Below are 24,473 nucleotides of genomic sequence, written 5' to 3'. Positions count from 1 at the left end.
GACAATGCCGAGCCCCTCACCGATGAACGGCAGCAACGCGCGCTTGTTGCCGATGCAGGTGATGACTCTGCGGCTGGAGGCAGGCGTCGGATTTCATGTGGGTCAATCGTCCGCGAGGGTTTTCATATTGGCCTGAGGCGGCTTTGTGCTTTGGCCAATCGCTGAATCAATCCAGCAATTGGCCAAGTCTTGGTGTGAATAAATCGATGGCGTGCCACCTTGATTGCGCTGTGCCTGGCATTCCACTCGGATCAATCAAACACCACGGTTTTGTTTCCGTAGATGAGCACGCGGTGGTCGAGGTGCCAGCGGACGGCTTGGGCGAGGACGATTTTTTCCAGGTCGCGGCCCTTTCGAATCAAATCCTCCACGCAGTGACGGTGCGTGACTCGGGCGACGTCCTGCTGGATGATCGGGCCGTCGTCGAGCACGGGCGTGGCGTAGTGGGCGGTCGCGCCGATGAGTTTCACGCCGCGCGTGTGCGCCTGGTGATACGGTTTGCCGCCGGCGAAGGCGGGGAGGAACGAGTGGTGGATGTTGATGACGGGAAACGTCGCCTTGCCCAGAAAATCGGCGGAGAGCACTTGCATGTAACGCGCCATGATCACGAGTTCGACGCCGAGTTTTTCGCAGAGCGCGAGTTGCGCGGCCTCGGCTGCGGGTTTCGTCTCCGCCGTTACGGGAATGTGGTGAAAGGGCAGCCCGTAGTTTTGCGCGGCGGCTTCGAGGTCGCGGTGGTTTGATACGATGGCGACGATGTCGCAGTGGTAGTCGCCCGATTTCCATCGGAGGATGAGGTCGTGAAAACAGTGGTCGAACTTCGACACTAAAATGGCGACGCGCGTGCGGTGCGAGGCGTTGGCGACGCGGACGTTCATGCCGAGGTTTTCGGCGAAGCGCTTGAAGAGCGTGCCATCAGAGGCGAGCCCCTTGCCGGTTGTGGCGGTCCACTCGATGCGCTGGAAAAAAATTTCGGCCTGCATATCGCGATGCTGGTCGGCATGGAGAATGTTGCCGCCGTTTTCATAAATCCAGCCGGAGGTTTTGGCGACGAGTCCGGGCTGGTCCGGGCCGTGAAGGAGCGCGACGAGGGTGGTTGTGGTATCAATCATATATAAATCCGTGGTAAGATGTGTGTGTATTAGTTAAGGCTCGCGATTCAAGATATTCGGAGTTTTCGCCAAACTGAATTACGGGCGAGTTGATTCATTTTTGGGATTGGGCTGACCAACCGCTTCGGCAAGAATGGCGCTCAAGTTGCCATTGGTTAGTTTTTTCCACGCGCTTTCCACAGTTTTCATCGACACTTTTCTTATGGGTGTTTTGCCGATCTCCGCAAACAAGCGGGGCAGAATATCATTCCCTGCTTTTTGATTCATTAAAAAGACCGCTTGCGTGGCGAAGGTGTAATTCGCGGAGTTGAGGCGACTTTTGCGGTCCTTTTCGGTTTGTTTTGCCGCAACAGGCCATTTGCGCAGATCAATCTTGGCGCGCAGATTGTCATAGCGTGTCAGCTGGGAGCGCACATCATAGACGGATGTCGCGATAGACTCACCGTGCATGTCGCGAACTACCCGCCAGGAAATATAATTGGCCACACCATCGCAAAACCAACGCCTGTCCGACTTGCGATAGTAATGATCTATAATGCCGATCTCCGCAGTCTCATGCAGAACGATTTTGGCGATACGATAATCAACAAGGGGGATGCGAATACTCTCAACACCTTCGAACAGCTTTATGAAAGATTCGTTCCATAGTTTGGCGGCAAGTTCATGGACTGGAGCATCAACATCCACATCGGGGATAATTACCGGGAACCATCCTGTATTTTCCTTGGACGCGGTGTTTTTAGTTTTCGATGGTGACGTTTTTGCAGGTGACGCGTTGCGTTTTTTTGTCGTCACCCGCCCACGATAAGAAACGTGGTCACTGTCGCCATCAAGCAGCAGTTGATATTCTGCGCGCAAAGAATCCCTTTCGACAGACAAAGTCTCCATGTTCTTTTGCGTTTCACTAAAAAAGCTAAATTTAGCCCCCACTTTTTTCGCAACTGGATCGTAACTCATGCCGGAAATCTTTTCTCCGGCCTCCAGTCTGCGCATCAGTTCAGGCCGGTTCCAAATCGTAATGCGCCCGCACGTTTTGATAAATGTGGGAAAATTTCTCATTTCCGCATAACCGCGCATAGTCGCCTCGTAATTTTTCAAAAATTCGTCATAGCATTCCTCCTGCCAGTCCGTTGGCTTTTTCAGGTTCAACTGTGACGCAATATGGCGAAGATAATCATCGCGGTGAGCCCGCATTTCAGCGGGACTGAGCGGCTCCTTGCTTTCTGTTTCTTCTGCGACAGTGCTTGCCGGTGTCTCGTGGTGATATTGGTTCAAACGGCGCGCCAGCTCTTGCGCCAAAGTTTCCTGCCCCGGCGAGAACTCGCACTCAATGTCGTGGTATATCGCGGTAAGACGTCCGGCTGGTGCCGCTGTTAAAACCGTGGTCATGAACGCCCAGAGAAAAGTGAACGCGAGCAGGGCGTAATGGGGTAATAAATGAGGCTTCATGCATATCATGTTCTTTGGTGTTTATCTGGGGTGGTGGCGGATGACATGGATGGTTTGTTCGAAATTTTTATTAACCACGGAGAACACGGAGAAGCACGGAGGTGAAATATTTGTGCTCTGTCTGTCTCCGTGTCTCTCCGTGCCCTCCGTGGTTAAATAATAATACTAACTGCCGAAGAATTTCAGGATTTTGTGGAGGGATTTTATCAAGGTGTCGATTTCCTCCGGCGTGTTGTAGATATAAAAACTGGCGCGCGTGGTGCTGGGCAGGCCGAGTTTGCGCATGAGGGGCTGGTTGCAATGATGGCCGCCGCGCAGGGCGACGCCGTCCTGGTCGGCGAAGGTGACCACGTCGTGCGCGTGCACGTCCTTGAACGCAAAACTCACCAGGCCGCCGCGTTTGCTGTTTTGCTCGGGGCCGAGGATGCGGATGCCGGGCAGCTCGGCGAGCGCGGCGCGGGCTTGCGCGGCGAGGCTGTTGTCGTGTTCGGCGATGAGCGGGCGTCCGATGGCGTCGAGGTAATCCATCGCGGCGTGAAGGCCGATGGCTCCGGAGACATCGGGCGTGCCGGCTTCGTAGCGCTCGGGCGAGGGTTTGTAGGTGGTGTTGAAATATTCGACGCTGGCGATCATGCCGCCGCCGCCCTGCCACGGCGGCATCGCGTCGAGGAGCGCGCGGCGTCCGTAGAGAACGCCGATGCCGGTGGGGCCGCACATTTTGTGTCCGGAGAAGGCGAGGAAGTCGCAATCGAGCGCGCGGACATCGATCGGTTCGTGTCCGATTGACTGCGCGGCGTCAACGAGCGTGAGCGCGCCGATTTTTTTCGCGCGCGCGCAGAGTTCGGCGACGGGGTTGATGACGCCGAGGGTGTTTGAGATGTGCGTGAAGGCGAACAGCCTCACGTCGGGCGTGAGGAGTTTGTCGAGCGCGTCGAGGTCGAGCCCGTGCTGCGCGTTTTCGCCGGCGACGGGCACGTAGCGGAGCGTGGCGCCGGTGCGCCGCGCGATTTGCTGCCACGGCACGAGATTGGAGTGATGCTCCATTTCCGTGATGAGGATGACGTCGCCGGCGCGGAGGTTTGCCGCGCCCCAGCTTTGCGCGACGAGGTTGACCGACTCGGTGGTGCCGCGCGTGAAAATGATCTCGGCGGGATCGGCGGCGTTGATGAATTGCGCGGCGCGCTTGCGGGCGGCCTCATAGCCGTCGGTCGAGCGCATGGAGAGCGCGTGGAGGCCGCGGTGGACGTTGCTGTTGTCGCGTTCGTAATAGCGCGAGATCGCGTCGATGACCGCGCGCGGTTTTTGCGAGGTGGCGGCGTTGTCGAGATAGACGAGCGGATGCGCGCCGACATTTTGGTTGAGCGCGGGAAAATCGGCGCGGGTGTGTGCGAGTGAAGTCATTTCGAAAATGGGAAGGCGGCGCAATCGCGGGTTTATTGTTGGGGCTCCGGCGTTTTGTCGGGCTGCTTGAGCGCCTCGAGGGCGGCGTGCCAGGCGAGCGTGGCGCATTTTATGCGCGCGGGAAAGGCGTGCACTCCCGCAAACGCGGCCAGCTCGGAAAACTCCTCGGGGGCGTTGCCGGTTTTCACGATTTCGGCGAATTCGTTAAACGTAGTCTCCGCGTCGGCGGCGGTTTTGCCCTTGAGCTGCGTGGTCATGAGCGAGGCCGACGCCTGCGAAATCGCGCAGCCGGAACCCTCGAAAGTGATCTCGCCGATGCGGTCCGCGTCCATGCGCACATACACCGTGCACTGGTCGCCGCAAGTCGGGTTGTCGCCCGTGGCGACGCGCGTGGCGGCGGGCAGCTTGCGGCGGTTGCGCGGGCGCTTGTTGTGGTCGAGGATGACCGATTGGTAGAGATCGTTGAGCTCGCTCATGAGATGAAAATTTTCCCCGACTATGGGAAAAACCCCGCGCGGCGCAATAGCGTGAAAATCGCGCGAATGGCCAAAAAAACTTGGGCTTGCCGCTGTCCGGATATCAACGTAGTCAGAGCATCGACACAGCCCCGCGTTTCGCAACCCCCGACACCCCTCGACATGCCCGCAACATCCCGATTTTTTGTGGTTTTTATTTGCGCGTTCGCACTAGGCACGCTTTGCGCCGACCCGGTCCTCATAACAACCAGCACGACCATCGATCCCGCGCCGCGCACGCTCAACGCCTCCGGCACCACCGCCTACCTCGTCGCCGACGGGGCGACGCTTGTGTTCGCCAACGGCCTTGGCGCGAGCGGCACCGATGGCGGCGTGTTCGCCTACAACGGCTCCGCGTCCGGCATGGTGCTCAACTTCGCGCCCGCCCCGGCCGCCATCGCCGGCAACGGCGCGGTGAGGTTTCAAAACAATCGCGCCGACAAACACGGCGGCGCCATCGGCATCACCAACAACCGCGTCCTCCTCACACTCGCCAACGCCATCCTCGAGCTCAATTCCACCGGATCGGGCAATGGCGGCGCGCTCATCACAAACGGCACCTCGCGCATCCATAACGCCGTTTTTGCCTCCAACACAGCGGGCGCGAGCGGCGGGGCGTTTTACGGCACCGGTTACGCCACCATCACGCAAAGCCATTTCGACGGCAACACTGCCGCGACCCACGGCGGTGCGGTTTACCGCGGCGGCAACACGCTCATCCTCACCGGCGGCACATTCTCGAACAACACCGCCGGAACCAATGGCGGCGCCATTTACAACACCGGCGCAAACACCAGTTCCTTTTTGACGGATGTTGTGTTTGCGGACAACACGGCCAACGCCGGCGGCGCGCTCTTTGCCAACAGCGGCACGGTCGTCGTTGAACGCGCGCGGTTCAAGGGCAACGTCGCGGCCTCGTCGCACGGCGGCGCGGTCAACGCCAGCACCGCGGCCTCGGTGGTGCTCGCCGACGTCACGTTCACCGACAACACCGCCGCGGGCAACGGCGGGGCGATATTCACAAATCGCGGCACGCTCACAATCCGCGCCACCACATCCGCCACCAGCACCGGCAACAAATCCTCCGGCACCACCGGCGCGAGCGGCGGCTTTCTCTACATCACCGGCACCAACGCCATCGTGAACTTCGACATCACCGGCCCGGACACGCGCTACGTTATCGGCGATGCGAACGCCGCCGACCGCACGCTCGACACCATTGCCGACGGCGGCTCAAGCGGCGCGGCCATCGGCCATGTTATCAACAAAACCGGCGACGGCGCGCTCGTTCTCAACGCCGACAACTCCAACTACCGAAGCGCAATCAACATCACCGGTGGCGCGCTTCTCCTCGGCAACGCCGGCGCAAAACTCAACGCCTCCGCATACACTGTCGGCGGCGGCGCGCTCGGCGGCATCGGCGCGCTCTCGGGCTCCGCCGCGTTTCTCGCCACCTCCACGCTCTTCGTCGATGGCGGTCTTCTCACCATCGTCACCACCGCGACAACCGGCGTCACACTCCGCGACGGCGCGGCAATCGGCGGCTCCGGCACGCTCGTCCTGGCCGGCGAAAACAACACGCTCCAACTCGACGCCGGCGCCATCGCCGCGACCGTTGGCGCGGGAAAAACGCTCACCCTCGCCGCCGCGCTCACCGGCGGCGGCGTGCTCGAAAAACGCGACTCCGGCACGCTCCTTCTTGCGAACGCCGACAGCACCTTCACCGGCGGCGTCATGCTCGCCGGAGGCACGCTCGCCATTTCCAACGCCGCGCAACTCGGCGCGACCACAAACGAAATCCGCTTCGCCTCCGCGAGCGGGGCCACGCTCCGCGTCGACGCCAACGAACAAACCCTCGCCAACACCATCACGCTCGCGCCCGCCTCGTCGGGCATCATCGACACGCGGACAAACACGCTCGCGCTTTCCGGCGCGCTCGCCTCCGCCGCCGACTCCACGCTCACAAAAACCGGCGCGGGCGCGCTCATCTTTCTCGACGCCGACGCCACCGCGTTTCTCGGCACGCTCCGCGTCGCGCAAGGCTCCATGCGGCTCGCCACCGCCGGCGGCTCCACCGCGCCCGCCACGCTCACGCTCGGCGGCGCGCTCGCGCTCGAAAACGCCACGCTCGCGTTCACACTTTACGACGGCGTGGCGTCCGACGGTTATCTCGAATCCGACCGCATCCACGCCGTCTCGCTCAACATTACGGGCGCGAACACAATCGACGTTGGCGGACACATCCAAAGCGGCACCTACAACCTCGGCAACCTCGCCGCGCTCGCGCCCGCCGTCACCCTCACCGTCGATGGCGCGGAGCAACTCGACGACTTCCGGCGCAAGGCCGTGCTCAAAACCAGCGGCAGCCTCCTTCTCGTCGAAACGCAAGTGGACATGTCGCGCGCGCTCGCATGGACGGGCGGCACCGGCGCGACCGCGAACCTCTGGACGGGCGCGCACGTCGGCCAATGGACCGACACCGGCACGGTCACGCGCTTCGCCGACGGCGACCGCGTCACCTTTCAAAACACCGCGGCGCCAATCGACATTCCGACCGCCGTCACCGTTTCCGACATCATCGTCTCGGGGAACGCCACGACAACCTTCACCGGCGACACCATCACCGCCGACGCCGCGAGTGTTGTCACAGGCACGCTCGCCGGCGCGACAGGACGCCTCCGCAAAACCGGCGCGGGCACGCTCGCCTTCGAGAACGCCGCCAACACATTTCACGGCGGCATCACGCTTGAGGGCGGCGTCATCGCATTCACGCGCGCCGCGCAACTCGACACCCCCGCCATCAACATAACCGGCAACGGCACACTCTCGCTCGCCGCCTCCGCCGAAGTAGAAATCACCGCGCCGATATCAATCGCTCCCGAAACAACCGCCGCCATCGCAACCGCGGACGGCGGCACGCTCGTCCTTCGCGGCGCAATCACCGGTTCGGGTGCGCTCACGAAGGCGGGTGCGGGCACGCTCACGCTCGCCGCGTCCGCCGATTACAGGGGCGCCACGCTCGTCCAAACCGGCACGCTGCGCGCCGCCGCCGCAAACGTGTTTGCGCGCGACTCGCGCCACACCGTGCACTCCGGCGCCGCGCTCGATCTCGCCGGCCACGACCAGGCCGTCGCCTCGCTCACCAGCAACCGCGGCCTCGTGAACCTCTCCACCGCGCACCTTGCCATCGCGGGCGACTACGCCGCCGCGCGCGGCACGCTCACGCTCGACCTCCTGCTCGCCGACGGCGCGGAGCCGCGAGCCGGCTCGCTCGCCATCTCCGGCTCCGCGTCGGGACAAACGACGGTCCGTATCCAATTAACGGATACGCGCGCCACCGCCGACCGCTCGCCGCTGCCCGCCTCCACGCCCGCGCTCATCACCGCCGGGGCGGCGAGCCCCGGTGACGCCTTTGCGCTCGCCGGCGGGTCGCGTTTTGTCGTCGGCGCATACGATTACCTGTTCCTTCCCGACAACGCCGCCGCCGCTCGCGAATGGCGTCTTGTGCTTGATAACTTTTCGCCCGAGATCCCCGCCGTCGCCGGCACCGACGCCATCGCGCTGCAAGCCGGTCGCGCCGCCTTCGACACGCTCCTCGCGCGCCTCGACGATCTGCGTATTTCCGAAAATCCCCGCGCCCGCAACGCCGACCTCTGGGCCGGCCTCGCCTATCGGAGGGATCGCGCCAACCAAACCGTTTACACCGGCGCGTCCATTGAGATCGCCGGTTTGCAGGCCGGCGCGGGACTTGTCCGCAAAACCGGGAGTCGCACATTCAGGCTGGGACTCTTTGCCGATCTCCTCGACGCCGAAATGGAACTCTCGCGCGGAACAAGAACCAAGGCTGACATTCGCGGCGCCGGCCTCTACGCGGCACTCGCCGGACAGGCCTGGAACGCCGCCGTCATCGTGCGAGGGGCCAGGGCCGGCTACGACATCAGCGCTCCCGGGGCCTCCACTTTTTCGACCGATGGCGACGACATAGGCGCGACCATCCAAATCGGCCGCGCCTTCGGCACTAAATCGGGCTGGCGCGTCGAACCGCTCGCCGCCTTCGAGCACCAGTGCCACGACATCGACAACACAACCGACCGCTTTGGGCGCATGTATGAAATTGCCGATTTCACGAGCCTGGCCGCGCGCCTTGCCGTTGCCTTTGATCGCGCATGGCCGCTCAAGCGCGGGCATTTGATTCCGCGCGTCCGTCTCAGCGCCCTGCACGAATTCGACGGGGAAACCCGGATGGCCATTGCCGGGGATGCAATCAAAGCCGACTTTGGCGGCTTGAGCGCCGAGCTTGACGCCGGCCTGATTTGGCGCGGCGGCGGGCGCTGGGCGGCTTCCGCCTCCGTCACCGCGCGCGCCGGCGGCAAATTCGACGGCTACACGCTGCGCCTTGGCGCGGACTGCGCGTGGTGATCGACAATTAAATAATTATTATTTTATATAATTCGCGACCGCCCGCCGCGGCAAAACGGAAATCCGCTTATATTATTTCCAGATAATCGCGTTTATACTGGCGAGCACCGGATCAATCCATTTGTGAGCAAGAAGAAAATAAACAAGCCCGCCCGCGGCGAGCATCGGGCCGAAGGGAATGTGGGAATGCCTGTTCAGCTCGTCCTCCTTTTCGGGGGACTCGAGCGACTTGACGCGGATTTTTTTCGAGGCGACCGCGTTCCACGCGAAGACCAGCGCCACGCAAAGCAGGCCCAGAAACGCCCCGCCGAAAATTGAAAACACCGCCCCCTGCCATCCGCAAAACGCGCCGATGCCGCCGACCAGCAGCACGTCGCCGAAGCCCATGGCCTCCTTCTTGAGCAGCGCCTCCGCGACGAGGGCGATCCACAGGATCACCGCCGAGCCAATCAGCAGGCCCTGCAGGCTGAGAAGCCCGGAGCGCAGGGCGGCGAGGGCAAAAATTTCGTGCGACTGGCCGTGCAACGACGGCACGAGGCAGGAAAGTATTATCCCCGCGATGCCCAACCCTATGGTGAACACGGAGGGAAGCTCAAAGTGGTCGATGTCGATAAACGCCCCGCATATCAGAAAACTCACCATAAGCATGCCGCTTAGCGCCTTGAACGGCGGAAACAAAAGCCAGCAGGCGAGAAAAAGCGAGGCCGTGAGCAGCTCGACAAAGGGATAACGCGGCGAAACACTGGCTCCGCAGCAGCGCGCGCGCCCGCGCAAGACCAGCCAGCCGAGAATCGGAATGTTGTCATGCCATGCGATCGGTTTGCCGCAAACGCAATGCGAGCCGGGCCGCACGACCGACTTGCCGGCGGGAATGCGGTAGATGCACACGTTGAGAAAACTCCCGATGCATGCGCCCACCAAAAACACCAGCGCCGGCGAAAGCCACGGCAGCAGGGTGAAGAGGGATTCATTGTCCAAGTGCATTAAGTTGATCGGATTGTAATTTATAATTATGCGCCACGCCGGATGCTGGCTGCCAATACGTGTAACTCGATTTGTTGGCGCATAAAGACTATTATCGAGGCATTTCGAGTTGACAGAAAACCGGCGGATTTTGGAATGCGGCGCGCGTTCCCCGCAATGCAAATCCATGCGATTATTTGCACGTAAATCCCAAATAAACAGAACCGATGTTTCATGACGCTGTCAGAGCCCCGAACGTCATTTTTATATTTTGCCCTATGTTCATCATAAAAACCAAAAATGGAACGGACTCCCCCCCGCTCACCCCCGTGGAAATTCGCACAATGATAAAAAACGGCACCGTGCGCCCCGACACCCTGGCGCGCAAGGACACGGACGGCGGATGGGGCAAGCTGTATTCATTCCCTGAATTCTTCACGGTGGTTCCCGGCAATGTGGCGCCGCCGCCGGGGTCCTACTCGAAGTCGCCCTTCGACAAAAAAAGCCTCAGGCAAATTCAAGAGAGCGATGATGTTTTCACGTATGCGGACGAGGATGGAAATGTGTTCGGTCCGCACAATGTCGGCGAGTTGAAACACATGCTTCGAAAGGGCATGATAACGCATCGCACACGCGTCAACCGGGGCGGAAAAAGCGCGTGGCGCGAGCTGGGGGCGCAACCGGAGTTTTTCGGTTTTCCGGTGCCCAGTTCCAACCCGCCGGACACAAGCTATTCGAGCCCGGCGTTTGCGAACGAGTGAGCGAAACCGGGGCGCGCCCGCGCGCGGGTGTTGCGCAATTCGGATTACTGCCCGAACAGACAAAAACCCTCCGCGATCAGATGAGGCCGAGCTTCATTTTGCCTTCTTCGCTGATCATGGACTGGTTCCAGGGCGGCTCCCAGGTGATGCGGACTTCGGCGTCGCTCACGCCGGGGACGAGGAGGATTTTGCTTTTGGCGTCCTCCGCAATCGCCGGGCCCATGCCGCAGCCGGGGGCGGTGAGCGTGATGGCGACACTGACTTTGTAGGCGGGAGACGCGTCGGGGGCGGCATCGGCGGCGGGGTCGACTTTTTCGACGTCCATCGTGTAAACGAGGCCGAGGTCGACGATGTTCACCGGGATTTCCGGGTCGTAAACTTTTTTGAGCTGATCCCAGATCGCCTCGGGGTTGGGCGCGCCGCCCTCGAGCGTTTCGGTGTGCACGCGGTGATCGGCAACGGATTCGCCGATCGCGTCGCCGTCGGCTCCGTCGATGCGGTAGAGGCCGAAATCGGTTTGCACGGTGAAGCTGCCGCCCAGCGTTTGGTGGAGGAAAATTTTCGTGCCGGCGGCGAGGGTTTGCTTGTCACCACTGGGGATTTGGGTGGCGGTGATTTCGCGGGAGAGGGTGCGTTCTTTGGACATGGCGGGTGGGTTTGTTGGATTTTATTTTTTAACCACGGAGGACACGGAGTGGCACGGAGATTTTTAGGAAAACCGGGCGTCGCAAGCAACGCCCCGCAGTATTCTCCGTGTTTCTCCGTGTCCTCCGTGGTTAATTCTTATTTTTTAAATTTGCCTTCGATCATTGCGCGCAGGGCGGTTCGGATTTCTTCGTTTTCGAGTTTGGCGAGGACTTCCTCAAAGAAGCCGGCGACGAGGAGTTCGTGCGCGCTTTTGGGATCAATGCCGCGGGATTGGAGGTAGAACTCCTGCTCGGCGGGGATGCGGGCGCTGGTCGAGCCGTGCGTGCAGCGGACGTCGTTTGCCTGAATTTCGAGGCCGGGGAGGCTGTTCGACTCGGCGTCGTCGCTGAGCATGAGGTTGCGGTTCGACTGGTAGGCGTCGGTTTTTTGCGCGTCGGGTTCGACGACGATCAGGCCGGAGAAGATCGTCTTCGCGGTGTCGAGGAGCGCGTTTTTGTAGAGGAGGTTGGAGGAGGTGTTGGGCGCCTGGTGTGTTTGGAGGGTGCGCTGGTCGAATTTTTGCGCGCCGGTGGCGACGGTGAGCGCGAGCATTTCGGAGTGCGCGCCGGGGCCTTGGAGGCGGGAGTGCGATTCGTGGCGCGCGAGGCGTCCGCCGAGGTGGACGTTGAGCGAGAGGATGCGCGCGTCGCGTTGCGCGACGATGGAGTTGGTTTGGAACGCGAGGGTGTTCGTTGACCAGGTTTGCGCGCCGATGTAGGTGAGGTGCGCGCCGGGGCCGGCGTGGAGGTCGTTGACGCCGCTGGCAAAGTGGCGGGCCCCGGGCTCGGCGCTGGCGAAGTATTCGACGAGGGTGGCGCGGGCGTTGTCCTCAAGGATGACGAGCGTGTGCGGATAGACGCTGGTGGCGTCGCCGGCGGCGATGTGCTTGAGGAGGAGCGGGGTGGCGATGGTGACGCCTTTCGGGACGTAGAGGAGCGCGCCGCTGGTGGTGAGGGCGGTGTTGAGGGCGGTGAATTTTTCGCTGCCGAGCGCAACGTCGTGTTTTTGCAGGTAGGCCTGGATGTGTTGCGGATATTTTTCGATGGCTTCGTCGAGCGGGCAAAAGATGACGCCCTTGGTGGCGAGGTCGCCGGGGAGCGGCGCGCGGTGCGCGAGGCGGTTGTTCACGAAGGTGAGCGACGCGGCGTATTTGGTTTTGGTGAATGGCGACAGGGCGGCGACGCCGGCGCCGTCCACGGGCTGGCCGTCCGCGCCTTTCAGGTTGTAGCCGTCGAGCGTGATGGCGGCGATGTCGGAGAAGCGCCAGCGTTCGTCATCGCGGGCCGGGAGCGGCGTGGTGCTGTAGCGTTCCCATGCGGCGGCTCGGGTTTCCTGCCACCATTGCGGCGCTGCTTCTTGGGAGGTGAATGCTTTTGGTTGTTCTGCTGATTGCATGTGCAAAATGTGGTTGGTCGTTATTTGGTGATGCGCAGCTAATGGAGAATGAATAATGAAAAATGGAGAATGGGGCGCGACTGTGTCGCGTCCGGCGGCTAGAAAGCCGCCGCTCCTTGCGCAAGCGTGCTTTCGGTGAGTGGCTGCTTCTGTCTCATTCTACATTATTCATTTTTCATTCTTCATTAGGTTGAGGTCGCGTGAAGCGCGGCCTCAGCCGACGGAGCCTTCCATTTCGAGTTCGATGAGGCGCTTGAGTTCGACGGAGTATTCCATCGGGAACTGGTTCGCGAGGTCGTTGATGAAGCCGTTGACGGCGAGGCTCATCGCCTGCGCCTCGGTGAGGCCGCGTTGCTGCATGTAGAAGATCATTTCCTCGCTGACTTTCGAGACGCTGGCCTCGTGTTGCGTGGCGTGCTTGTCGCCGCGCACGGTGATCGCCGGATAGGTGTCGGTGCGGCTGTTGGTGTTGATGAGGAGGGCGTCGCACTCGGTGTTATTTTTGCAACCTTTCAAGTGCTTCGGGATGTAAACCTGACCGCGATAGGTGGCGCGGCCCTGGCCGACGGAGATGGATTTCGACACGATGGTCGAGGTGGTTTCGTCGGCGGCGTGGATCATTTTCGCGCCGGTGTCCTGGTGCTGTCCGTCGTTGGCGAGGGCGATGGAGATGACTTCGCCGCGGGCGCGGCGGCCCTTGAGGACGACGCCGGGATATTTCATGGTGAGGCGGCTGCCGATGTTGCAGTCGATCCATTTGATCTCGGCGTCCTCCTGCGCGAGTCCGCGCTTGGTGACGAGGTTGTAGACGTTGGACGCCCAGTTTTGGACGGTGATGTATTGGATTTTCGCGCCCTTGAGGGCGACGAGTTCGACAACGGCGGAGTGCAGCGTGGCGGTGCTGAACTTCGGCGCGGTGCAGCCTTCCATGTAGGTGACTTCGGAGCCTTCGTCGCAGATGATGAGCGTGCGCTCGAACTGGCCGAAGTTTTCCGCGTTGATGCGGAAGTAGGCCTGGAGCGGTTGCGCGACCTTGACGCCGGGCGGGACGTAGATGAACGAGCCGCCGGAAAACACGGCGCTGTTGAGCGCGGAGAATTTGTTGTCGCTGGTCGGGATGACTTTGCCGAACCATTTGCGAAAGATCTCCGGGTGCTCGCGGAGCGCCTCGGTGGAGTTCATGAAGATGACGCCCTGCTTGGCGACGATTTCCTTCACGTTGGAGTAGGCGGCCTCGGAGTCGAATTGCGCCTCGACGCCGGCGAGGTATTTGCGCTCTTGCTCGGGAATGCCGAGGCGTTCGAAGGTTTTTTTGATGTCCTCGGGCACTTCGTCCCATGTGCGCTTGGGCTTCTGGCCTTGCGCGAGGTAGTAGCGGATTTTTTCGAAATCGATGTTTTCGAGATCGCGCGTGGCCCAGTGCGTGGGAAGCGGTTTGGCGAGAAATGTTTTGAGCGCGTTGAGGCGGAAATCGAGAATCCAAGGCGCCTCTTTTTTGACGGCGCTGATGTAGCGGACGGTGTTTTCCGTGAGGCCGTTGCCCGCGTCGTAATCGTATTTGATGTCATACGAAAAATCGCCCGCGGACTGGTCGATGCCAATCGCGGCGGCTTGCGCCGCTTCTTGTGCATCGGGAATGGCTGGTTGTTCTAAAGGTTGCATGATGCGGAAAGGAATGGGACGGATGGGACCGATATGACTGATGGACGGAGGTGGCGGCGCGGACTTTAGACGGCGGTTTCCGTCTTGAGCCAGTCGTAGCCTTTTTCCTCGAGTTCGAGGGCGAGGGTTTTGTCGCCGCTCTTCACGATGCGTCCGTCATACATGACGTGCACGTGGTCGGGGACGATGTGGTTGAGGAGGCGCTGGTAGTGCGTGATAAGGAGGACGCCGAGCTTGGGGCCGCGGAGCTGGTTGACGCCCTCGGCGACGATTTTCAGCGCGTCGATGTCGAGGCCGGAATCGGTTTCGTCCATGAGCGCGAAGGCGGGCTCGAGCATGGCCATCTGGAGGATTTCGCAGCGCTTTTTTTCGCCGCCGGAGAAGCCTTCGTTGACGGCGCGCGAGGTGAACTTGCGGTCGATTTTGAGCATGTCCATTTTCGCGTAGAGGCTTTTGTAATAACCGACGGCGTCGAGGTCCTCGCCCTCGCCGAGACGGGCCTGGAGCGCGGCGCGGAGGAAGTTGGCAATGGAAACGCCGGGGACTTCGCTCGGATACTGGAACGCGAGGAAGATGCCCGCGCGGGCGCGTTCGTCGGGCTCCATTTCGAGGATGGATTTGCCGTCGAGGAGGACGTCGCCGCCGGTGATCGTGTAATCGGGATGGCCGGCGACGGCCTTGGAGAGCGTGGATTTGCCTGTGCCGTTGGGCCCCATGATGGCGTGAACTTCGCCGGATTTGATCGTGAGGCTGACGCCTTTGACGATGGGCTTGTCGGGTGTTTCAGTGAGGGCGACAACGAGGTCGCGGATTTCGAGCGTGTGCATGATGTGAAGTTCTGAAGACCTGTTTCGAGCGAAGCGACAGTCTGCCAAGCCTGAAGGCTAAAGGTCGGAGTTGTAATGGTGGGAAAAGTGGCGAGTGTAAGCGTTTGGTTTCTGTTTTCAGCCTTTCAGTCGTTTAGTTTTTCAGGCTTTTCCGCCCCGCGGCCGTGATAGGTGATGTCGATCATGTCGGCGGTGTAGCCTTCGGGGAGGAGTTTTTTGAGGGCGGCGAGGAGTTCCTCCGGCAGGTCGATGTCGTGCGTGACGCCGGTTTTGCTGTCGTGAAAATGCGCGTGCGGGACGAGGTTCGGGCAGTAGCGGGTCGAGGCGCGCTCGAAATGCACGGCGCGCACGAGGCGGCACTCGATGAGCGTTTCGAGGCAGTTGTAAACGGTGGCGAGCGAGATGGTGGGCGTCTCGGCCTTGACGCGCGCGAAAATCTCCTCGGCGGTCGGGTGATCGCGGCGGGCGAGAATGCTCTGGTAAACGAGTTCACGCTGCGGGGTGTTGCGCAAACCGCTGTCCGCGAGACGTTGCGCGAGGTCGTCAGAATGATGTGTCGTCGAGTGAGCCATTGAAAATGGTAAGGATTTCTGAATTTCTGATCTTCGGGATGAAATTAGAATGCGTCTAAAATGCAACAAAAACTTAGAATCATTCTAAGAAGAGGGCTGTATTCACAATAATTTACCAACCTCAAACGTCCTTTAAATTGCCTAATATGTTTATCTACAATAGATAAATTATATTTGGAAGGGCGGCGCTTTGCGCCTGGCCTCCAAATACACGCGAGTCAACCCCACCACACAACCCACCCAAAGGTGGCCATAGCTTAGTCCTACTGGGCCAATCCAGTGCTCACGCTACCAGCCACGCCACCGGAAGTATTCGTGCATCCAGTGCACATCTCGCTGACAAAACCGCGCACGAACACAGTTAGCACACCGATTGAGGCACCAACCAAATGCGCCAGCGGCACGGGCGCAAACGCCTCGGTCTCGCCGACAAAAAACGGATTGCCCGTGATCAGCTCGTAACCGCACTTCGCCAGCGCGCCGCCGCACGCCAGCACGCCAAGCGCGAGCGTGGGCGTGTGACGCTCGCGCCAGCCGTCGCGCAACAAATGCCCCGCCACGACACCGTAGGCCGCGCAATCAAGCCCCGATAAACCGCGATACGTCTCGAAATGCGGCTGGAGAATCCAAACGGCCAGCGTGATCAGCGGCGCGGACACGGCGAGTGTCACAAGCCAGTCGCGCCGCGACTTCAACTCCGCCATTGAGCCGAGGAGCAGCAGCGCAAACACATCCCAGCGCAAATGCGCCGCGTCGAAATGTGTAAGATGCGCGGTTAGCACGCGCCAGATTTCGCCGCGCGCGAAGGATTCGCGTGTGAACTCGAACGCACTCGTGAACGACGGCAGCGCGGCGGCAAGAAGCGCGAGCGCGGCGAGGGCGAGGGTGATGAATGGGATGCGTTTCATTTTTATATTTTTCAAAAGCTCCCCAAACGTAATCCCAATAATGCGATTAATATAATAAATCGAAAAATTATAATATGTGGTTTCATGATATTGGTGAACGAACAATAATTTGCAGGTGTGGGGGCGCACCTTGCGTGCGCCCTCGTTCGCGCAGGCTCTGCGGTTGCGTTCGCAAATAGTTTTTCGCACACGAGGGCGCACGCAAGGTGCGCCCCCACGGTTCGGCGCGACATCCGTTTATTCTTTTTGCCGCTTCATCGTCCGGCGCCTCATGCCGGCGAGGGCCGCGACAACGCCGGCGAACAGCGCCATCAGCGCCACGTCGCGGAACTCCAGCGCACCGCCACCGCCGCCGCCGAAACCACGCGAGCGACTGACATGCGGGGCGGGCGCGGAGTAAGTGGGTTGTTGCGCGTCCACCTGGTAATTTTTCGCGGACTGCTGCGCGCGGACGCTTTGCGCGGCGCGCTCGAGGGCGATGCGTTTTTGATTGTTACGCTCGATCCCGCGCGCGGCGTGCGTGGCGTCGTCGAGCACGACCATCGAGGTGTGGTCGGTGACGAGTTGATACATCACGCCGAGGTCGGCGATGGCGTCCTTCGACTCGGACGGCGGCATCTGGCCTATGTTTTCGAGCAACTCAATCTGCTCGATTTGCGCGAGCGCCCAGAGGCGTTCGAGTTCGGGATTGTCGGTGTCAACCTCGGGGAAGTTGAATTTGGTCGCGTAGGTTTTGTCCTCGCCGGTGAGCTTGGCGTTGAGCGTGAGCGTGGCGGGGCCGGCCTTGTTGTAGCGGCCAAAGATAACGAGTTGCTGCCCGCGGTAGATTTTTTGGGGCAGATCGCCCGTGAGTCCCGAGGTTGCGCCGCCGCTGAACTTGAACGTGGCGTGGTGCAGCGACTCGTGGGTGACCTTGGATTTTGCGAGCAGGATTTGCCCCACAATGTCGTCGGCGTTCGACACGCCCGCGTAGAAGCCGCCGGTCGCCTCGCCCATCACGCGCATGAGCGGCCAGTTCGCGCTGCTGCCCATGAGGAACCCGAAAAAGCGCACGTCGTTTTTCTTGAGCAGCGCGTAAAATTTCTTCGGGTCAACAATGCCCTCGTTGGTCACGCCGTCGGTGACGAGTATGACGCTCGTCGCCCGATCCGCGTCGAGGCTGTCGAGCGCGAGCTTGAGGCCGGAGTAAATGTTTGTGCTGCCGTTTGCGTGGAGCGATTGCACGACCTTGATTGCCCGCGCCACATTTTCGGGCGTGGCCGCCGTCAGCGGAAACACTTCGCTCGAGCCTTGGTTGAAGGTGATGATGCGGAAGCGGTCGCCGGGATTCATCTGGCCGAGCACTTTTGCGATGCCGTTGGCGAGCGTGGCGATTTTCCCCTGCATGGATCCCGAGATATCGAGCACAAAAATATAATCCGACGAGCTGATCGGCTGCAGGTCCAGGCCCGGCGTGACGACGGCCATGAACGTGCCCGGCTTGTCCGGCGACGCGCGGTAGGGAATCACCTCGACGCGTCCGGGAAGGTCGGCGGCGAGCCGGTAGTAGAGCACGAAGTCCTGCGCGAGTTGCGCGCGGTCGCGCTCGAGCGTGAGCTTCCAATGGCCTGTATCCAGTTTTTGGATATTCGCCGCGGCTTCGTTGCCCGGGGAGCGCAAGTCCTCGACGGGCCAGGCGGATTTCAGCTCGACGTTGATCGAGAGGCGTCCCTCGACCTGCGCGTTTGCCGGCTGCCAGAACGAGCTCGCGATGTCGTCGGTGCCGCCCTCCTCGAGCGGATACAGATAGCGGCCCACGCCCGTGTCGATTTCGAGCGACTGGTAATACACGAAGCGCAAGTGAACCTCGGCGTTGGCGCGCACGGGGCTCACGCGAAACTCGTAATTCTGGTAGCCGTTTTTCGAGGCGAGCCCGGCATCGTTGCCCTTGGCCTTTTCCTCGCCGTAGATTTTTTCGGCGTCGGCCTTGCGGAGCACCTCGCCGTGCAATGTCTTCTCGCCGGTTTGGATGGTGACCTCGGAAAGGCTCGCGCTCTTCGGAACGGGAAACGCGTAGATCGCCTCGAGGTCGGCGCCGTTGGGATTGAAGAACGTCTGCAACACCTCGGTCTGCGCGAAGCCGTTGTTGATGGTGACGTTGACCTGATGTTCGCGGATCTGAATCGGCGCGTCGGCGGAACCGAGCGGCGTCAGCGTGCCCGCCGCCCGCAACGTCCCCGTGAGGACGGCCAGCGACAGGAGCATCGAAAACATGGCCATTAAGAACGTGGCCCAGCGAAGGGGCCGCGCAAGTGAGAGGTTTTTGATCGTGGTTTTCATGACGCCTCCCCGTTTAGCCAATGGCGTGCCAAGTTTTTTGATAATTTATTAATTTACTACACTACAAGTGATTATAAATACATGAATAAAAGCGTCATTTTATCAAATAGACATTTTATGATGATTGATTGACATTTTTTGCCATATGCGATTGTCTCATTTTTCACTTTGGAGTGCGGTGGCAGAGCGAAGCGCCGACACCGCTTTGGAAATGTCGCAAAATTTTCCGCCATTCGAAAGCGGTGTCGCCGGTCGCTAACGCTCCCTCTGCCACCGCACTCCAAAATAACGCCACGCAATCTGAAATCCACACACATCCACACACAGACACCCATGAAACGCTTGTTCTCCCCCGATGAATTGCGCTTCGCCCAAGCCGTGGGGCGCATCAGCGCGTCGAATCATTTTCTGCCGGAGCGCGTGCAATTGGAGCGCGAGGCCCTGGGGTCCGCGTTCACCGAATCGGGCGCCGCCTGGAACGAGCACATATCCGACGACAACGCGCTGACGCATCCGAACATCGTCGCGCTCCTCAAGCGCTCCGAGACGCTCGCCGAAAAAATCCGCGCCCGCTGGCCGAAGGACGGGCGCGGCATCACGCGCGAGGAAATGGTCGCCTACATCGACGTCGCGAGCTTCTGGCTCTACCACGCCTACGCGCTCCAGTTTGACGCGCTCATCCAGGAATCCGAGGAACGCCGCCGCGCCGCCGCAAGCAAGCAGGAAACCTCCCGCGCCGAAACCGCGCCGGACAGCAAGCTGACCATCCGCCCCAATTTCTACGGCGCGTTTCGCAACACGCTCGAACGCCTGCTCCGCCTGCCCGGCATCGCGATTCTCGACGAGGAACCCGCGCCGCACCTGTTCGCGTATGCGTTTCAATTGCGCCGCGCCTTTCACCACATCCACCGCGCGCTCGCGGGCGGCTCGAGGCCGATGGTGCGCCTGCGCGCGCAAATCTGGGAGTCCATATTCACGCGCGACATCGGGCGCTACCGCCGCGCGCTCTACTCGCGCATGCACGATTACGCCACGCTCATCACCGGCCCCTCCGGCACCGGCAAGGAGCTCGTCGCGCGCGCCATCGGCCTCTCGCGCTACATCCCCTTCGACGCGCGACGCGGCGAATTTGCCGACGACTACACGGGCGCGTTTTTCCCGCTCAACCTCTCCGCGCTCTCCCCCACCCTCATCGAGTCCGAACTCTTCGGCCACCGTCGCGGCGCGTTCACCGGAGCGCTCGCCGACCGCGCCGGCTGGCTCGAAATCTGCCCCGCAAACGGAGCCGTGTTTCTCGACGAAATCGGCGATGTTGACACCGCCATCCAGGTAAAACTCCTGCGCACGCTCCAGTCGCGCGCCTTCCAGCGCCTCGGCGACACCGGCACGCGCACCTTTCAGGGAAAAATCATCGCCGCCACGCATCGCGACCTCCCCGCCGAAATCCGAGGCGGACGTTTTCGCGAGGATTTTTATTACCGCCTCTGCTCCGACGTCGTGCGCACGCCATCCCTGCGCGAGCAACTCGACGACGCGCCCGCCGAGCTCGAAACACTCGCCGCGCACATCGCGCGCCAGTTGCTCGGCGACGGCGAGGCGCCCGCCTTCGCGCGCGAGTCGGTCGCGTGGATACGCAAGCACCTCGGCGCCGCCTACGCGTGGCCCGGCAATTTCCGCGAACTCGAACAGTGCATGCGAAACCTCCTCGTGCGCGGCGAATATCATCCCGCGTCGCTGCACGCGTCCGGCGGCGACACCGGCGACTGGAACGCGCTGCTCGCAAACGGCAGCCTCACCGCCGAGGACCTACTGCGCCGCTACACGCGCCAAGTCCACGCGCAATCGGGCCGCAACATCGAGGAAACCGCCCGCCGCCTCGACCAGGATCGCCGCACGGTGAAAGCGCGGCTGTGAGTTTGCGCGACACAGCACGCGCTATGCGTCGCGCGAGTTGGACCAGTTAATAAAACGAGGACGTCCTGAGTAGGACGGTCGCCTCTCGTATTTCTCGGCGCGCCCGGCGCGCCCGCCCTATCCAAGGCAGTTACAGAATCGAACCTTTTCCCGGGGAAACGGCCCAAGGTTTGGGCAAAAAAATCGCCCCCGAATCAACACATCCGGGGGCGAATTGTTTGAATATTATAATCCCGCCCTTACAGCGCCTTGAAAACCGCGGAGGCGTTTTGGCCGCCGAAACCGAGGTTGTTGCTCATGGCGACCTTCACGGTGGCGGCGCGCTTGGCGTTCGGCACGTAGTCGAGGTCGCACTCGGGGTCGGGCGTGGTGAGGTTGATCGTGGGCGCGATCTGGCCGGTCTGGATCGTCTTGACCACAACCACCGCCTCGATGCCGCCGGCGGCGCCGAGGAGGTGCCCGGTCATCGACTTGGTCGAGCTAATCGCGAGTTTGCGCGCATGGTCGCCGAAGACTTTCTTGATGGCGAGCGTCTCAAATTTGTCGTTGTAGGGCGTGGAGGTGCCGTGCGCGTTGATGTAATCGACTTGGTCGAGTCCGATGTCGGCGCAGGCGAGCGCGCGCTTCATGGCCATCGAAAGCCCCTTGCCCTCGGGATCGGGCATGGTGATGTGATGCGCGTCGCATGTGGCCGCATAGCCCACGAGTTCGCAATAAATGTGCGCGCCGCGAGCCTGCGCGTGGGCGAGCGATTCGAGGACGAGCACGCCCGCGCCCTCGCCCATCACGAAGCCGTCGCGTCCGGCGTCGAAGGGACGGCTGGCGTGCAACGGGTCGTCGTTGCGCGTGCTCATGGCCTTCATAGAGCAGAAGGCCGCGCACGAGAAGGGTGTGATCGTGGCTTCGGCGCCGCCGGCGATCATGACTTCCGCGTCGCCGCGGCGAATCATGTGCATGGCCTCGCCGAGGCTGTGCGTGCCCGTGGCGCAGGCCGAAACGATGCCAAAGTTCGGGCCGCGCGCGCCGATTTCGATGGCGAACAATCCGCTGCACATGTTGCTGATAAGCGAGGGAATCGTAAAGGGGGAGACCTTGCGCGGGCCCAGTTTGAGGAGGCGCTCCATTTGCGTCTCGTGCGTGGCCATGCCGCCGATGCCCGAGCCTATGAGCACGCCGACACGGTCGGGGTCCTCCTTTGACATGTCGAGCTTGGCGTCGGCAAACGCCTGTTTCGCGGCAACAATGCCGAAATGCGTGTAGCGGTCGTTGCGGCGCGCCTCCTTGGGATCCCAGTGGTCCTCAATATTCCAATCGCGCACTTCAGACGCGATTTGCGTGGTGTAATTCGTCGCGTCGAACTGCGTGATGCGGTCGATGCCGCATTTGCCCGCGAGCAAGTTATTCCAGAACGTATCCACGTCATGGCCGATCGACGTAATTGCGCCGAGACCGGTGACTACGACCCGTTGATGAGCTGAGAGGGGAGCTTGTTGCATAGGTTGGAATTATGGAAAGCCGCCGATTAGATAGAAAAACGCGGGTATGCGAAGCCTCGATTTCCGTTTGTTCGGCACATTATTTTTGCGTTTTTTGCGTAAAATTTTGAACGCGGCCGTCTCAGTTTTCAAAAAACCCCGCGCCCTTGGTCTACCAAGACCGTCATGATCGCGGTAAAAAAATCCCGATTGCCGCCACGGCGCGCCAGAATTATTGATTTTCGGCCAATCGGCCCGCACATTGTCCGCACAGTCAGGGACAAATCTTCCAATCACACACCCGCTCAATGCCTCCGTCTTCCGACAACTCCGCCCCCGCGGCAACCTACGTCATCGGCCATCGCAACCCCGACACCGACGCCATTTGCTCCGCCATCGCCTACGCCGCCTACAAAAAGGCGCGCGGCGAACACGGCTACATCCCCGCCCGCTGCGGCAATTCCAACGCCCGCATCGACACCGTCCTGCGCAAGTTCGGCACACCCCTGCCCCTCTACCTGAGCGACGTCACCCCGCGCGTGCACGACGTCATGGTGCGCGACGTCATTTCGCTTCCCGAAACCGCCACCTGCGCCGAGGCCCTCGAGCTGATCGACGAACATGACGTGCGCGTGCTCCCCGTCACCACCGGCGACCAGCGCGTGCTCGGCACAATCTCCATTTTCCAACTCGGCGGCTACTTCACCCCGCGCCTGCGCGCGCCGCGCGACATGCGCAAGGTCGAAACCACCCTCGCCCACGTCACCCGCGCCCTCAACGCCAACATCCTCCACCTGCACGACCCCGACCGCATGGAGGACCTCTACGTGCGCATCGGCGCCATGGACATACGCTCCTTCGGCAAGCAAACCGAAAGCGGCAGCATCCCCATCAACAAAACAATCATCATCGTCGGCGACCGCTGGGACATTCAACAACGCTCCATCCAGTTCGGAGTCCGCGCGCTCATCGTGACGGGCAACCTCCCCATCGACACCGAGGTGGTCGAGCAAGCCAGGGCCGCCGGCGTCAGCGTCATCAGCAGCCCCTACGATTCCGCAACCACCGCGTGGGTCGTGCGCACCGCCGGCACCATCGAACCGCTCCTCGACCGCAAATTCGCCTCGATCTCCGCCGAACTGCCCCTCGGCGAACTGCGCCGCCGCGTGGCCTCCTCGAACATCCCCGCCTATCTCGTCACGGGCGAGGACGGACGCCTTCAGGGAATCATCTCCAAATCCGACGTCATCAAACCCGTGCAAACGCGCCTCGTGCTCGTTGACCACAACGAAATGAACCAGGCGGTCCCCGGCGCGCACGAAGTCACCATCACCGAGATCATCGACCACCACCGGCTCGGCCCGCTCAACACGCAACAACCCATCCTCTTCATAAACGAACCCGTCGGCTCCACCTGCACAATCATCGCCGACCTCTTCCGCCGCGACAACCTCCGCCCCGCGCCCGACATCGCCGGGCTCATGATGAGCGGCATCATCACCGACACACTCCATCTCAACAGCCCCACCACCACGCCCAAGGACACCGAGCTGCTCGCCTGGCTTTCCGAAATCGCGGGCGTGGATTCGCGCGCGCTTGCCGATGAGATTTTCAGCTCCGGCTCCGTCATCCTCGCCAACACCCCCGAATCGGTGATCCGCGCCGACCTGAAAATCTACGAGGAAAACGGAAGCCACTTTGCCGTCTCGCAAGTCGAGGAGCTCGGCTTCGCCAACTTCTGGAAGCACGCCAAGGAGCTTTCCCTCGCGCTCGGCGAATTGATCAAAACCGAGCGCCTCGACTTTGCCTGCCTGCTTGTGACCGACATCAACTCGCAAAACTCGCTGCTGCTCGTCCGCGGCGACAAGGATCTCATCAGCCGCATTTCCTACCCGCACCTTGAGAAAAACGAAATCTTCGAGCTCGCTGAAATCGTCAGCCGCAAAAAACAACTCCTTCCCTACATCACGTCGATCCTCCGCGAAATGCAGGCAGAGAAATAGAAACCGCCGCCCGGAACCGGCGGCGGGACTGGCGAGCTTGCCATTCGACCGCCTGGCGTCGAGTCTGCAAGCCCCCGTGGGGAACAATAAA

The 24,473-nt window shown here is 61.3% G+C and carries 17 protein-coding genes; 4 read left to right on the top strand and 13 right to left on the bottom strand.

What is annotated here, in order from left to right:
* Positions 1–251 precede the first annotated feature (251 nt).
* The 4 genes from purU to sufU all read right to left on the bottom strand — a co-directional run bounded on the left by purU (position 252) and on the right by sufU (position 4,438).
* Entirely contained in the window at positions 252–1,112 is an 861-nt protein-coding gene (purU, locus tag M2103_RS09265) for a formyltetrahydrofolate deformylase (protein WP_277510148.1), read from the bottom strand.
* Between the two features lie 78 nt (positions 1,113–1,190).
* Entirely contained in the window at positions 1,191–2,561 is a 1,371-nt protein-coding gene (locus M2103_RS09260) for a hypothetical protein (protein ID WP_277510147.1), read from the bottom strand.
* Between the two features lie 165 nt (positions 2,562–2,726).
* Complete coding sequence (locus tag M2103_RS09255) at positions 2,727–3,962, bottom strand: cysteine desulfurase (protein WP_277510146.1); 1,236 nt, start codon at positions 3,960–3,962, stop codon at positions 2,727–2,729.
* Positions 3,963–3,994: 32 nt separating this feature from the next.
* The gene (gene sufU, locus M2103_RS09250; protein WP_277510144.1) at positions 3,995–4,438 is read right to left on the bottom strand and encodes a Fe-S cluster assembly sulfur transfer protein SufU; all 444 of its coding nucleotides are present in this window, start codon (positions 4,436–4,438) and stop codon (positions 3,995–3,997) included.
* A 162-nt stretch (positions 4,439–4,600) separates the two neighbouring features.
* On the opposite strand from sufU, the gene M2103_RS09245 reads away from it, so the two are divergent.
* Positions 4,601–8,896 carry an autotransporter domain-containing protein gene (locus M2103_RS09245; RefSeq protein ID WP_277510143.1) on the top strand — a complete coding sequence of 1,432 codons (4,296 nt, stop codon included), beginning with the start codon at positions 4,601–4,603 and terminating at the stop codon, positions 8,894–8,896.
* Positions 8,897–8,968: 72 nt separating this feature from the next.
* On the opposite strand, the gene M2103_RS09240 is transcribed toward M2103_RS09245, so the two are convergent.
* Positions 8,969–9,880 (bottom strand): A24 family peptidase, encoded by a 912-nt coding sequence (locus M2103_RS09240; RefSeq protein WP_277510141.1) that lies wholly within the window; start codon positions 9,878–9,880, stop codon positions 8,969–8,971.
* A 308-nt stretch (positions 9,881–10,188) separates the two neighbouring features.
* On the opposite strand from M2103_RS09240, the gene M2103_RS09235 reads away from it, so the two are divergent.
* Positions 10,189–10,620: a GYF domain-containing protein gene (locus M2103_RS09235; protein WP_277510139.1), complete on the top strand. Its 432-nt coding sequence runs from the start codon at positions 10,189–10,191 to the stop codon at positions 10,618–10,620.
* Positions 10,621–10,696: 76 nt separating this feature from the next.
* Here the strand turns inward: M2103_RS09235 and M2103_RS09230 are convergent, their stop codons facing one another.
* From M2103_RS09230 to M2103_RS09200, 7 genes are all read right to left on the bottom strand, one after another.
* Positions 10,697–11,266 (bottom strand): iron-sulfur cluster assembly protein, encoded by a 570-nt coding sequence (locus tag M2103_RS09230; RefSeq protein ID WP_277510138.1) that lies wholly within the window; start codon positions 11,264–11,266, stop codon positions 10,697–10,699.
* Positions 11,267–11,403: 137 nt separating this feature from the next.
* Positions 11,404–12,702, bottom strand: coding sequence for a Fe-S cluster assembly protein SufD (sufD, locus tag M2103_RS09225; RefSeq protein WP_277510137.1), 1,299 nt, complete (start codon positions 12,700–12,702; stop codon positions 11,404–11,406).
* 213 nt (positions 12,703–12,915) lie between these two features.
* Positions 12,916–14,364, bottom strand: coding sequence for a Fe-S cluster assembly protein SufB (gene sufB / locus M2103_RS09220; protein ID WP_277510136.1), 1,449 nt, complete (start codon positions 14,362–14,364; stop codon positions 12,916–12,918).
* Between the two features lie 65 nt (positions 14,365–14,429).
* Positions 14,430–15,191, bottom strand: a complete 762-nt coding sequence (gene sufC, locus M2103_RS09215; protein ID WP_277510134.1) for a Fe-S cluster assembly ATPase SufC — start codon at positions 15,189–15,191, stop codon at positions 14,430–14,432.
* 125 nt (positions 15,192–15,316) lie between these two features.
* Positions 15,317–15,763, bottom strand: coding sequence for a transcriptional repressor (locus M2103_RS09210; protein ID WP_277510132.1), 447 nt, complete (start codon positions 15,761–15,763; stop codon positions 15,317–15,319).
* Between the two features lie 263 nt (positions 15,764–16,026).
* Positions 16,027–16,671, bottom strand: coding sequence for a rhombosortase (rrtA, locus tag M2103_RS09205; protein WP_277510130.1), 645 nt, complete (start codon positions 16,669–16,671; stop codon positions 16,027–16,029).
* A 237-nt stretch (positions 16,672–16,908) separates the two neighbouring features.
* Positions 16,909–18,990, bottom strand: coding sequence for a VIT and VWA domain-containing protein (locus M2103_RS09200; RefSeq protein ID WP_277510128.1), 2,082 nt, complete (start codon positions 18,988–18,990; stop codon positions 16,909–16,911).
* 333 nt (positions 18,991–19,323) lie between these two features.
* Between M2103_RS09200 and M2103_RS09195 the strand changes: the two genes are divergently transcribed.
* Positions 19,324–20,904 (top strand): sigma 54-interacting transcriptional regulator, encoded by a 1,581-nt coding sequence (locus tag M2103_RS09195; protein WP_277510126.1) that lies wholly within the window; start codon positions 19,324–19,326, stop codon positions 20,902–20,904.
* Between the two features lie 239 nt (positions 20,905–21,143).
* Here the strand turns inward: M2103_RS09195 and fabF are convergent, their stop codons facing one another.
* Entirely contained in the window at positions 21,144–22,400 is a 1,257-nt protein-coding gene (gene fabF / locus M2103_RS09190; RefSeq protein WP_277510124.1) for a beta-ketoacyl-ACP synthase II, read from the bottom strand.
* Between the two features lie 287 nt (positions 22,401–22,687).
* On the opposite strand from fabF, the gene M2103_RS09185 reads away from it, so the two are divergent.
* A complete protein-coding gene (locus tag M2103_RS09185; protein WP_277510120.1) occupies positions 22,688–24,382 on the top strand; it encodes a putative manganese-dependent inorganic diphosphatase in 1,695 nt (564 codons plus the stop codon).
* Positions 24,383–24,473: the final 91 nt, after the last annotated feature.

It is taken from the genome of Ereboglobus sp. PH5-5 (genome assembly GCF_029504805.1).
Lineage (GTDB): Bacteria > Verrucomicrobiota > Verrucomicrobiia > Opitutales > Opitutaceae > Ereboglobus.
This window is presented reverse-complemented; position numbering and strand designations above follow the sequence as displayed.